This window comes from Fibrella rubiginis, assembly GCF_017353185.1.
Taxonomy (GTDB): Bacteria; Bacteroidota; Bacteroidia; order Cytophagales; family Spirosomataceae; genus Fibrella; species Fibrella rubiginis.
Map to the genome: position 1 here is coordinate 304840 of NZ_JAFMYV010000002.1, position 12230 is coordinate 317069.

Genomic DNA, 12230 nt, shown 5'->3' on the forward strand with positions numbered 1-12230 from the left:
TGGTTAACGTAAAAGAGGTAGCACAAACGTATTTATTTTAATGATTATTTCACATAAGTAAGAACCACGAAGCGAGAGGTGAGAAATAAGATGCAAGATCTACCCACTCACTTCTTGCTTCTTGTTTCTTGCCTCTCACTTCTCGCTTCTCACTGCTCACTTATCCACAAACACGTTCACATCGGCGTTGCTGGCGAAGGTATTGGCCGTGTTGATGTCGGTGTTGGTAGATGTGCCATAGCCCACGAATACACCCATCCCGCCGCTGTTGCTGATGCGGCTCTTGGTGATGCTCATGATCGCTTTATTGCCCCATAGTGCAATGTTGGCCTTTTTGCCCGACACGATGGCGATGCTGCCCGCGTTGCTCACTTCAGCATACTCCAGCACGTTTTTGTTGCTGGTCGAGTAGCTAATGATGCCTCTCCAGAAGCCCGCCGTCCGGTTGGCACCGGTGAACACGATTGGCTCTGCCTGGGTCCCTTTGGCCGACAGATACCCTTCCAGGTTGACCGAAATGGCGATGTCGCGGTTCATTTCCAGCGTCACGCCGGGTTTGAGGGCGAATCCCGTGCCAACGGCGAGGTTGCCCGTGAGGCGGTAGGGCGTTTTGTCGGCGAAACCAGCCCAGACCACTTCGCCGCTGCCCGTAATGGCCGATTGCGTGATCTCGACCACGTCGCGTCCGTTGCCGCCTTTGAACGTCGAAGCCGGGTCGAGTTTAGCCACGTTAGCGGCGTCGAGCAGGATACCCGCGTCGGTGTTGTTGGTGAAGGCGTTGGTCGAAAACTCGCGCAGGATGCCCCCTTCATAGACGTAGACGCCATAGCCATCGTTTTGCGAAAACAGGCAGTTGTTCAGGGCAATCTGCGCTTTGCTGCCCCCCGACAGAAACAGGGCGGCTTTGGTGGTGCTATACAGCGACCGGCTGCCGGTGTGCATCACGTCTACGTATTCCAGGATGTTGGCGTTACTACCCGAATAGTGCGCAATGCCTACCCAGTAACCCTTCGTTTTCTGCACCCCTACCAACTTGATTCGCTGTTCGGCGGTGCCCTTGGCAATCAGCAGGCCGCCGTTGTCATTCACGTTCAGCCGCACGTCGCGCTCAAAGGCAATCACCACGCCGGGGTTGATCGTCAGCTCGTGATTGACGTCGATGTTTTTCGTGACGATGTAATCGGGCAGGTCGGGGTTCAGGATGCGGTCGACGAGGGTGGTTTTCACCGTGATGTTTGCACTGATCGTCAGCGGTTCGGCGGCCGAAGCGGCGATAACCACGCGGTCGGTGGCTTTGCCGTTGGGGCTGGTGGCGGTCAGTTCAAACTCATACTCGCCTACCTCGTCGGCTTTAAACGTTGGCTTGAAGGAGGCCGCATCCGAAAGCGTCATGGTGCTTTTGGCGGGCTTGCGTACCACCGTCCAGGCGTAGGTCAGGGGCTTACCCTGGCTATCGGACGACTTGGAGCCGTCGAGCGTGACAATCTGCCCTACCTGCACCGGTTGGTCGGGCCCGGCGTTGGCGATCACAGCACCAACGGGTGTGGGGTTCACGTCGGTGTTGTTCTTGCAACTGGTCAGCGCCAGCAGGCAGGCAATGGTGGTGAGCAACAGCCAGTTGGTGGCCAGTTGGTGGAATTGAACGCGCGGGTTCGGGAGGAGTAACGTAGCTGATTTCATAGAAGAGGGTGGCAGGTCGTGCCGATTTGTTGTTTAACTGGGTCAAACCTATCAGGTACGGTGCGGGCGGCGAACGGCAAACCCGATGAAACGACAAAAGCCCACGCTGAACCGTAGCAGCAGGGGCTTTTGTCATCGTGGTTCTACCGGGAGAACGGGTACAACTACACGGAAAAATAGATTCGTAGGTCTACGTAACTGATTGCGTGGAAGTGCGCTTGGCTGGAGGGGATCAACTAATGACCTTTGAGCAGGTAAACCATTCACTATAAACCAGATAGTTTCATGAAAACCTCATCTGCCACGCGGCTGCCTGCCGTACTCTTTGCCGTCATGATCCTGCTCACCGCTGCGGGATTTCGTCCAGATGCCCCAGCTACCGATGTGCCGCCCAAGGTAGCTACTTCGCTCAGCGCGTATTTCAGCAAGCTCTTTCAACCGCTGAAATCCACGCAGATTGAAACCATGAAGGCTCCTGCCTTTACCAGTTGGCTGCAACAATCCAGCCTGTCTGCCGCCCGAAAAAACGCCGTTCTGACCTTTGTTGCGCCCGTGCTGACGGCTGGCAACGTCGAGATAATCCACGTCAAAAAGGCCAAGGCACTGCAGGGCATGGCCGTCAGCGACGTAGTGCTCATTCGCGTACCGGGCAGCCTGATTGCCCAACTGAACGGCTCTGGCTACGTAACCGTTTTCGATAGCGGTAGCGGTGGGGCAACAGACCAGATTGAAACTTGCCAGTATGTTTCTTGCTACTGCTCCAGCACCACTTCGCCGGGGAGTTGCGTAACGGCCACACAGTTCAACAAAAATTGCCCGCCCAACGAATGCCCGGTAGCAGGCGGCACCTGCGATTGTGGCAGCGGCGGCGGAGGAACCGGTCTGGTTAACGCGTTTGAAACCCTATTTGGCTAACAGTCCGTTACAGCAGTGGGGACCAAAGTGCTTTGAAGGCTCCGAAAATACCCACCCCCATCAGCAGAGTCAGTAGGCCCAATACGATCGCCATAACCACCTTTTGGGGGCTGCGGCGGCTTTTTTGGCTGCGCAAATACAAGTCCAGCACGGCCAGCGGCAGGAGCGAATCAGCAAAGGCCAGCAACAGATCGACCGGGCCGTTGCCGTGAGACATACCCACAGGGCCGCCATTGAGGAGGATCCAGGCCATCAGCATCACCCGGAAAAACCAGACGCCGTTGACCAGCAGGTAAGTCCGCAACGCCCACTGCCGGTGACGATCCAGCTGCCGCAACCGGGCATAGCGCCAGGTCATGGTGGCGCACAGGGCAATGAGCACGGCATTGAGGCTAATACCGATTGCCCCAACCAAATTGGCAGCGCTGCCCCGCGCCCACGTCAGGTAGAGACCGTCGAGGCTCATGGCGAAGGCCGTCAGGATAAATAACCGACCGTTCCACCGGTGAAATAACAGCGCGCGGGAACGAAGCTGTGGGACGAGTTGTAACGTGCCCCCAGCGTTATGATGGCCGCCAGCAGCACATGCGCGGCAAAAAAGGCGTTGCCCATGGTATCGCCGGTTACATGTCCGTGGAAGAGCATCTTGTTGCGGTCCCATTGCTCAAAATTGCCCAGCAGGGTTGCCTTGCCATAAAAGGCCACGATGTAGTACACAAACAGCCATTGACCGGCAAAGGCCATCAGGAACCAACCCCTGGCGGATGACGCTAAAAGCTTATCAGCCAGGGTTGTAGCAGTAGGCTTTGATGAGTTTTGGGCTTGAGCAACGGTCGCCAGCGACCGTAGTGTGTCAGTTGCCGATCCGTCGGGCAGGCTGTTGGGTGTGATCGTTTTCATGGTATACTGCTGATTTTGAGCTACTAAAGAAAAAGCGTATGCCAGGTACAGGGTATCGCCTACTACATAGACGGTTCGAAAACGGGTATCACCGGCTTACTCTTTGGTAACCAGCTCGGCTATAGCTACGTTGTTACCATTCGTGCGCCGCGAAACAGGAGCCAGCCCACTGCAGAAAGTTCAGCGACAGCGCAACAGAGGGCAACGGGTTGTTCGATGAGCCACACGTAGCCGGGAAAGAGCAGGTCTGTCAGGCTAAGCAGAACGTAGGCCACACCACCAATAAGCAGCAGCACACCAAAGGGGGCGGGGATGAATCGCGATTTGATGACCAGTTGCCCGAACGGGATGAGCCAGAGCCCCCAGAAAAACTGCACGATGGTGATCCCATAGCCACGCATGTTCAGGAAAAACCGCACCAGGTCCTGCCGTTGGCTGGCAGAAAACGAGGGCAACACGTCGCCTTTCGCCACCATGAGGGCTGTGAAACTAAACACCTCCAGCACAAACACGATCGGAACCTGCACCAGCACCAGGGCCAGCATGGCTTTCGCCTGTTGCTCCTGCACGGGCTTTAGCAGGCGGTAGAGCACCAGCACCAGAAACACAAAGAGCATTTGGCTGGTGAGGTTGCTGACAATGCCCGCCCGAAAGAGGAATTCACTGGCCAAAATATGGTTGGTGGTAGCAACCGGGTCTCCTTTCACATAGAGTTGGCCCGGTACGTACATGAGGCTGAACGCTGACGTAATCGCCAACAAAAAATACAGAAGTCCGGCTAGCTGCGCGGTTTGTTTTCGCCTTTCCATGGTGGGCTGTCGGTTTGGTGGTAACTGGCTACGCACCAAAATAACAGTATGGCAAACGGACTGGAAAAGCCCGTTTGCCAGATTCGGACAGGCGGTTGACGACCTGGGTGGATGGCCCAAAAACAGGGTATCCCAACACGCTGTATAGCCTTGGCTACCTGCCTGTTGGGATACCCTGGCACTTATTTCTTGCGGGTGACGCGGAAGAAGCCTTCAATACGGGCGGTGGTGCCCAGGGCCTCCTGCCCAGGGTAGATGATGCCCGCTTTGCCCAGTGCAAACTTGCCTGTAACCGGTTCGCCCACCTTGCCGAATTGCGAAATGGTGAAGGCACCGGGGCTGGGATACGGATTTTTGCCAACTCGATAATAATGCACATACAGCAGCCCGCCGCCCTGGTCTGATAACTGGAACTGAGGGCCTGCTTCGCCCAGCTGCCAGGGTTGACTTACCCCACCGATGGTGCCGAAATCTACGCCAGCTGGATCTATTGGTGGGTTTAGCTGTAGAATACTCACCCCGACGGACTTTCCATTGTCTATGCCGCCGCCGATCATCATCAGCATTGGGCCTTTGGGCGTGTTCATGAGTTGTGCTCCCTGCCCCACCATCGTGTTGATCCAGTTACCGCCGTTGATGCGATACGTAATGCCTTCGTCGCCCACGTAGATATTCGACACCAGCCACAGTTCACCGTAAGGTTTTCCATCGATCACGGTCGGGCCTTTGAGTTTGATGGTTACGGCCACGGGATTGCGGGCAGGTGGGGTAGCGGGGGCGTAGTAGAGTGCTTTGTACGCCGCCGGATTAAGCTGCCCCGGACCAATCAGCTTCCAGCTCAGGTAGTCGACAAATTCTGATGGCGATTCGTACGGTTCGGGCACGTCTTCTTCAGTTAGCAGGGGTATGGCAATGTCTTTGGTCAGAACCAGTACTTCCAGGCCCATATTGTCGCCGGGCTTCACAAACCCGACCGAAGGAATCAGCAGTGCCCGTTCCAGCAAGGCCCAGTCGCTAAAGTGCGTCGTTTCTACGCTGACGGTGTGGGCCGCCGTATCGACTTTCCCTTTGGCCGCCAGTCGCCAAATACCTTTGTCGGTCTGGTAGGCTAGGGCCAGTGCCTCGGCCACGGTGCCATCCAGGCTTTCGGGGTTGTAGCGAACGCTGATCGTGACGGGCTTTTTAAACGTGGTGCCATGTGGGGCGAGCCGGAAGCCGTTGCCCAGGGCCTGCGGGCCGGTGCTGGTGATTGGCTGTACGCTAAACGATTGGCTCGTTTCAACAGCCCCAGCCGGTACGGTGATCGTCAGGCGTTCATCGGCGGAGGTCAGTTTACCCCCGGCGGGGCCGATGGTGGTGGTGGCGGCCTCGCCCAGCAGCGTACCCACGGGGTAGACTTTGCCGGGGCGGGCCTGCGGCTGTTCAGGTACGCTGGGACCACCGGGATCAACAACGTCGGTATCATGTTTACAGCCTACCGACAGGGCGGTGAGTGTCAGGCTTAACAGGAGAGCATATAGCTTGTTCATGGCTCATTCGTGTTTGTTATTTACGAAGCCAAAGGTGGGAGGGAGTCGGTACGTGGGAAACGGTAAACCCGATGAAACGGAAAAAGCCGCTGACGAGACGGAACTCGAAGCGGCTTTAGGATCAATCAACCCCGTAAGGGTTTTGAACCCTTACGGGGATTTAGCTACAACTTATCCGGCGTGATCGGCTGCGGTACGTTGTTATCGATGGGCTTGCAGCTTTTCAGGTAGGCGAACATCGCCACCAGGTCTTCGCGCTTCATGTTTACGTAGTTGGGCCAGGGCATGGGGGGTAACAGGGGCCGGGCCGTGCGGATGCCTTTGCTTTTGCCCTCGGTGAGGGCAATGATAAACTGCTGTTCCGTCCAGTTGCCGATGCCGGTCGCATGAGGGGTGAGGTTGGCCGAATACGAAACGCCCCACGGGCCTACGGCGGCTGTATTCATGCCGTTGAACAACACCCACTCTTTCAGGGCGTCCTTGTTAATAGTGCCCAGCGGCATCTGAGCCGGATGGCCCGATAGTCCCAACGCCGGATCAGGAACGGGGCCTTGAGCAGTGAATTTTTTGGGCGCGTGGCAGTCGGCGCAGCCCATGATGTTAATCAGATACTGCCCTTTTTCGATCTGCGCTCTGGTGTAGGCCGGGGGCGTGGGCTTGGCAGACTGGACAGGTTTGGTTTGGGGCAGGCTAAAAGCCGTTAGCAGGCTAATCCCGAAAGCCGCTACGCCCAGTGAAAGGAGTGTTTTTTTCATGATACTCGATTGTTACTGTGAACGGATTGGACCAACACGGATTGCCGTGCCGCAACCCGACCGAGCCGTTTGTTCGGCAATCAAAAATGCCCTGACCTTAGGGGTAGAGCAATCAAAAACCCGGTGAAACGGAAAAAGCCGCCTATGAACTGGTTCAGGGCGGCTTTCAGGTACGTTATTCGACAGGTGGATCTCAACAGCAGTTGGCTGCTCGATGCCTGACAGCCTCAAGCAAGACAAAGGGGATAGCCGAGCGCGGCATCAGGAGTGAGCGATGCCTACGGGTCCATTGGTGCAGCAAGGGTAATCCGGCGAAGATTCACCATCAGCCTGCTGCCCGCTTACCGCATATAACTCCGGCAGAAACTGCTCAAAATTGCCAACCTCTTCGATGTTGTGTTTGAGCCAGGCATTCCCCATAGCGCGGGTGAACAGAAAGCGGTGCAGCAACGGGTTTAGCAGGTACTGACCAACAGGATTTTCTGCGCCGACCTGCATTCGCGACCGATACAGCGTACCACCCGGCGTGGCCTCAAACCAATGTTGCAGGCTAAAGACCTCCTGCCCCAGCTCGCGCCGCACAAGCCGGATACCTTCCTCGTCTAACTTCACGACCGTTTCAACGCTGTCTACGTAGCAGGCCGCATCACGCCCGAAAGCTTCCACGATGCGAAAGCGCGAACCTACCTGTGCGCCACCATCAGGGGCGGGGTTTGTCATCGACCAATGAACGTGGTCGAGGGGGTGCCAGACCCGGTAACGACTATACGTCTCGCCCCGGTACGTCATCGTGCCGCCGATGTGCCGAAACCACCAGAGCAGCATGGCAGGGGTTACACCCCGGACGAGGTCATGGTCAATGGTTAGTTCGTAACTACCGAAAGGCAGCACTGAGTATGTTGTTCGGGCTGAAGCGAGGGGCTTCATGGTCCACCGAATGGGCAGTGGAGTTGGAAGTTGTCTGTTCATCATCGTTGTGGGTTGAGCCACGGACATGTTCAGCAATAGCTTACCACGACGTGGGCAGGAAGGTGCTGGTGTTGGTATCGTTCCTGTTAAAGCGCACCACAATAGTAGGCTTGCCGTTGCTGCCTGTTTTTAGTTCGTAATAGTACGTCTGGGCTTTCAACTCCGATTTTTCCATCGGGCGGTTAATGTTCTTACTGGGAATGCACGAGTAATAGCCCCGGTACTTGCCCTCGGTGGGCGTGGTGGTGAAGGTGCCGTCGGCTTCGTTGAAATCCACGCGGCCTTTCTCGTAGGTGAAGGCCTCGGTGCGGCAACTGCTGTAGTCCTGGGCGGCGGCCACAAAATATTTTTCGTAGGTGCCGTTGGCTTTGAAGTCGAAGACCACCGCCAGTTCAAAGGGTTTCCCCAGGTTCCGGCCGTCGTACGACCAGAAATCGCTCATGGAAAATGAGCCATACATCCACTTGCCAACGGCCTGGGCATCTACGCTGCCGCCGGGCAGTACATCACTGCTGTTGTTCTTACAACTTGTGCTGAGTGCTGCCACGACCAGCAGCATAACGAATAACGGTTTCATGGTATTTACTTAGTTTTAGTGGTGCGCCAGGGCGCGATGTTGTTTACGGAGCCAAAATTGGCGTGACCACCTCACGCTCGAAACAGCAAGTAAGCTGAAACGGAAAAAGCCGCTCATGAAGCGGCTTTTTGCTACTGCGAAAAACGGGTTGTGCCTTGACTATCAACGGATTGCGGGTAGTGGACTTGGCGCATCGGCGAAATGGTTGTATTTGCCCAGAAGTCGCCCAAGCTGGTAGGTGATGGGGATGATCACTTTCCGGACAAACGGGGGTATAGCCAGCATGTCGTACTCGCTCGCGTAGCGCATAAGCAGATAGGCCGCGTCGAAGGGTTCAGGTTGCAGCTGTCCCGATTTGCGTTGCGCAGCGTAGACGGCCGAGAGGTAAAAGACAATGGAATTGGCAGGCTTAATCCAGCCGGTGCAGGTCAGCGTATCGGTACCGGCGTTCCAGAACCGATGTGCCACGCCGCGTTCGAAGGTTACGGTTTCGCCCTCACCGGCAAACTGTTCGGCCTGCCCGGCCACCTGATAGCCGATCCGGCCATTGACTACCGTCAGGGATTCGTCCTGCTGCCAGTGCACGTGCATGGGTGGTCCGCTGCCGGGTGCTACCTGGTTGTCGACCAGCAGCCTGTCGCCGTCTGGTTCGTGAATCAACTGCTTGAACGTGAGCGTCTCGCCCGTGTCGTTATCAATGCTGTAGGGATAAGTGACTGTCATAATATGTGGCGTTTTGAGAAAGGTGATTAACCAGGCCAAAGGTCAGCCGCGGCTACTTTGGCATCAACGCAAAATTGGATGAAACGGAAGATTGCCCCACCCAACCGACGGATATCACGACTGCGATTCGTTGACCCGGTGGCCTGTCAAAGGCGATATGACTAGATTTTGTAGTTTTGATTGAGCCCAGCCCCCTACAGCCATGAGACCACTGCTGCCCGCCCGCTATCTAGCCCTGTTGCAAGTCATTGTCATCCCGTTCTACGTCGGTGTCTTCAACTGGATCCTGATTGGTAGCCCTTTCTGGCAAAACTGGCGCACGTTCGGGATCGCAACGGGTGTGGTGATCGTGTTGGCCGTCTGTAACTTCCTGATAAATGGGGCGTTTGTACGGCGGATTCGTGCGTCTATGATGGCGTCAACTTCACACATACAGTTGGTGGCCAGACAGTTTATGATTACCGCTACCGGCTCATCGCTGGTGTTTGGCCTGGCTTTTTTCATCTACCAGTGGCTCGACCTGCCCGGTTTTGTGCCCCAGTTAAGTCGACTGGGATTTGGGGTACTCTTCACCATACTGACCGATGCCATCATGACAATGTCGTATGAGAGTGTTCACAATTTTAACTACTGGCAACAATCGAAGCAGGAGGTAGAAACGCTCAGCAAAGCCCAGCTCCAGGCCCAGCTCGACGCCCTGCGCCAGCAGGTCAACCCCCACTTTCTCTTCAACAGCCTCAACTCGCTGAGTGCCCTCATCGAAGAAGACCCCAGGCAGGCCGGCGCCTACGCCGACGAGCTGGGCTCGGTCTACCGCTACCTGCTGCGGGCCAACGAGACCCCCCTGGTGACGCTGGGGGCCGAACTGGCCTTCATCGACTCCTACTACCACCTGCTCAAGACCCGCCACGGCGAGGCACTCACGTTGGTGCGGCGCATTCTGCCTGGCCTGGAGGAACGGCAGCTGCCCCCGCTGACGCTGCAACTGCTGATCGAGAACGCCGTGAAGCACAACGTGCTGCTGCCCGAGCAGCCGCTGACCATCGACCTGACGACGGATGGGGCCAACCGGTTGATTGTGAGCAACAATGTGCAGCGCAAGCCCAGCCGGGGGCTGAGCAACGGGGTGGGTCTGAGCAACATTCTGAGCAAGTATCAGATGCTGGGCCAGCCCGCGCCGCTCATCGAAGACGACGGGCGCGAGTTTCGCGTGGTGCTGCCCCTGGTGTAGACTTACCCGACTCGTTTACGTAGCGGTTACAGCCGTTTATTGGTTGTTGGGTTCGGCACTAAACAGACCGCTTCAACGGCGAGAACTTCCGGTTCATCAACTAGGCTGATACGATCCGAAGCAGGCCGTCACACCTTTGCTTCGTCAGCCGGGAGGTCCGGCTGTTAGCCATCTTATCAACCTTAACACAACAAGACAATGAACACGGAAACAGTACCCGTTACCAAACCAGCCACGTCGCTCGACAAATCGTTCTGGTATCATGGCTCGCTCGTCACCGTCCTGATCGACGGGAGCCAAACCGGGGGGCGCTACGCCCAATTGGCCATGACCGTACAACCCGGCTGCGAACCGCCTGCCCACACCCATACCCGCGAAGACGAAACGTTTTATCTGCTCGAAGGGTCAATCCGGTTCACCATCGGCAAGCACGTCTTCACGGCCAACCCAGGCGACTACGTCTGTATGCCCAAGAACATCCAGCATACGTTTGAGGTACTCACGCCCGTTGCGAAAACCGTTATGACCATCGCCCCGGCCGGGTTTGAAAACTACTTCCAGACCCCCGGCCTCGCCGAACCGGCTACATCGCTGACCATCCCACCCGTGCCGCAGGGGCCACCACCCGCCGAAGCCATCGAAGCCATGCTTAAACTACTCGACGAGCAATACGCCATCAGGATGTAATGCGCTTCGCCCGTAAACAGCAAAGGCAGACCAAATGGTCTGCCTTTGCTGTTTACGGGCAAAAGGTTTGAAAGCGGGTTGAGTTGGTGAGCAGACAAACGCCCTGTACCTGACCGTTGCCCCGTAGCAAACACGGCTGACTTCGGGTCAGGTACAGGGCGATCAACGCCGGGTTCTTGTTACCTCGCGTGTAAGCCCCCAGATGGTCAGACCATAGAGGGCCGACACAGCCAATGGAATCAGTGTGAATCGGTTATGAGGAAACACGTACCACAAACCCGTGGTCAGTACGGCGCGGCTAATGGCGTGAACCAGGCACACCCGGCTGCCAAACAGCCAGCCAATTACCGGCCAGTGCAGGCTCATGCCCACCGCCAGGGCCAGCGGCGCCAACGCCCTGTTGGCACCAGATGCAGCAATGGTGACCGGCCAACTCAGCATCATACTCACCAGGGCCAGTCCGATCAGGCCTGCCAACGGCGATTGGATCAGGATGTTCGACCGTAAGGGTTTTTGCAGGGCTAAGCCCAACGGGAAAATCAGCCCGCTGGTAATGAAGGCAACCAGCATCCACTGGCCCGGGCTAAGCCACGCGCCCGCCGCCCCAAGGCCCAGCCAATAGATAGCCCCAGCGGCGGGCAGGGCGATACCCCCGTTACTGCTAACCAGCAGTCGTCGGCGTTCCTGATCGAGTTGTTCGGCGAAATTCATGGGTAAGGCGACTTATTCGTCTAGTTCGATTTTTAGTTTATACAGCCCTTCAGCACCGGCGTAGGCAGGGTTAAAATGGCTCGTCACGGCCAACTGCTGACGCTAGGGTAGGCTACCGGTAGCCGATGTCGGCCATCGCGTCGAAAAACTGGGCATTGGGCAGGGCCCGTAGCGTATCGGGTTGGGTGAAACCCCAGCTGACGCCCCCAAAGGCTATCCCCTCAGATCGGGCCGCTTCGTAATCCCGAACCTCATCGCCAATGCACAACACCGCTGACGAACTGACCCCCGCCCGTTGGATCACCTGCCGAAAGGCACGCGCTTTACCAAAAAGGGCCGTGCCACACTGATACTGACTAACCAGTGCCGCCAACTCCGGCCCCAGCACCCGCCGAACGTTGGCCTCGCTGTTCGAACTGACAATAGCCACTTGCTTGTGCGCTTTAATGGCTCTTCGCAACAAGTCAGGTACGCCCTCAAACAGACAGACCTCAGCCAGGCCCCGCGTCATAAGCCGACGAACCGAGTAGGCAACCAACGGTACTTTCCAGGCCGAGATGCGCAGTTGCTGCATCAGTTGCCGGGAGCCTAACGTTCGCAACTGATCGAGTTCGGCTGGGTTCATGGGTTTGATGCCATACCGATCCGCCACGGCGTTGAACGACCGCACAAACAGCGGGAAGGAGTCGGCCAATGTACCGTCGAAGTCGAAAATGAGGAGTTGATACGGTGTTGTCATTGACT

General features: G+C 56.8%; 14 protein-coding genes. 3 read left to right on the plus strand and 11 right to left on the minus strand.

Annotation, left to right across the window (positions count from 1 at the left end):
- Positions 1–156: 156 nt before the first annotated feature.
- Entirely contained in the window at positions 157–1680 is a 1524-nt protein-coding gene (locus J2I47_RS04760) for a PKD domain-containing protein (protein WP_229374288.1), read from the minus strand.
- Between the two features lie 285 nt (positions 1681–1965).
- On the opposite strand from J2I47_RS04760, the gene J2I47_RS04765 reads away from it, so the two are divergent.
- The gene (locus J2I47_RS04765; RefSeq protein ID WP_207363413.1) at positions 1966–2595 is read left to right on the plus strand and encodes a hypothetical protein; all 630 of its coding nucleotides are present in this window, start codon (positions 1966–1968) and stop codon (positions 2593–2595) included.
- 7 nt (positions 2596–2602) lie between these two features.
- Here the strand turns inward: J2I47_RS04765 and J2I47_RS04770 are convergent, their stop codons facing one another.
- The 8 genes from J2I47_RS04770 to J2I47_RS04800 all read right to left on the minus strand — a co-directional run bounded on the left by J2I47_RS04770 (position 2603) and on the right by J2I47_RS04800 (position 8857).
- Positions 2603–3112 (minus strand): DUF2306 domain-containing protein, encoded by a 510-nt coding sequence (locus tag J2I47_RS04770; RefSeq protein ID WP_229374339.1) that lies wholly within the window; start codon positions 3110–3112, stop codon positions 2603–2605.
- The gene (locus tag J2I47_RS26480; protein ID WP_229374289.1) at positions 3073–3495 is read right to left on the minus strand and encodes a hypothetical protein; all 423 of its coding nucleotides are present in this window, start codon (positions 3493–3495) and stop codon (positions 3073–3075) included. Before J2I47_RS26480 ends, J2I47_RS04770 begins: the two co-directional genes overlap by 40 nt.
- A gap of 125 nt (positions 3496–3620) precedes the next feature.
- Positions 3621–4304, minus strand: coding sequence for a DUF4386 domain-containing protein (locus J2I47_RS04775; RefSeq protein ID WP_207363415.1), 684 nt, complete (start codon positions 4302–4304; stop codon positions 3621–3623).
- 182 nt (positions 4305–4486) lie between these two features.
- Complete coding sequence (locus J2I47_RS04780; RefSeq protein ID WP_207363416.1) at positions 4487–5833, minus strand: hypothetical protein; 1347 nt, start codon at positions 5831–5833, stop codon at positions 4487–4489.
- A gap of 164 nt (positions 5834–5997) precedes the next feature.
- On the minus strand, positions 5998–6588 hold the full coding sequence (locus J2I47_RS04785; protein WP_207363417.1) for a diheme cytochrome c-553: 591 nt from the start codon (positions 6586–6588) through the stop codon (positions 5998–6000).
- A gap of 261 nt (positions 6589–6849) precedes the next feature.
- The gene (locus J2I47_RS04790) at positions 6850–7557 is read right to left on the minus strand and encodes a DAPG hydrolase family protein (protein WP_207363418.1); all 708 of its coding nucleotides are present in this window, start codon (positions 7555–7557) and stop codon (positions 6850–6852) included.
- A gap of 40 nt (positions 7558–7597) precedes the next feature.
- Positions 7598–8134 carry a hypothetical protein gene (locus J2I47_RS04795; RefSeq protein ID WP_207363419.1) on the minus strand — a complete coding sequence of 179 codons (537 nt, stop codon included), beginning with the start codon at positions 8132–8134 and terminating at the stop codon, positions 7598–7600.
- 162 nt (positions 8135–8296) lie between these two features.
- The gene (locus J2I47_RS04800; protein ID WP_207363420.1) at positions 8297–8857 is read right to left on the minus strand and encodes a cupin domain-containing protein; all 561 of its coding nucleotides are present in this window, start codon (positions 8855–8857) and stop codon (positions 8297–8299) included.
- Positions 8858–9059: 202 nt separating this feature from the next.
- Here J2I47_RS04800 and J2I47_RS04805 point away from each other — a divergent pair, with 202 nt between their 5' ends.
- Positions 9060–10088: a sensor histidine kinase gene (locus tag J2I47_RS04805; protein WP_207363421.1), complete on the plus strand. Its 1029-nt coding sequence runs from the start codon at positions 9060–9062 to the stop codon at positions 10086–10088.
- A 198-nt stretch (positions 10089–10286) separates the two neighbouring features.
- Positions 10287–10775, plus strand: coding sequence for a cupin domain-containing protein (locus tag J2I47_RS04810; protein WP_207363422.1), 489 nt, complete (start codon positions 10287–10289; stop codon positions 10773–10775).
- A gap of 162 nt (positions 10776–10937) precedes the next feature.
- Here J2I47_RS04810 and J2I47_RS04815 read toward each other — a convergent pair whose 3' ends face one another.
- Positions 10938–11486: a DUF7010 family protein gene (locus tag J2I47_RS04815; protein WP_207363423.1), complete on the minus strand. Its 549-nt coding sequence runs from the start codon at positions 11484–11486 to the stop codon at positions 10938–10940.
- Between the two features lie 112 nt (positions 11487–11598).
- Positions 11599–12225 (minus strand): HAD hydrolase-like protein, encoded by a 627-nt coding sequence (locus tag J2I47_RS04820; protein ID WP_207363424.1) that lies wholly within the window; start codon positions 12223–12225, stop codon positions 11599–11601.
- Positions 12226–12230 lie beyond the last annotated feature (5 nt).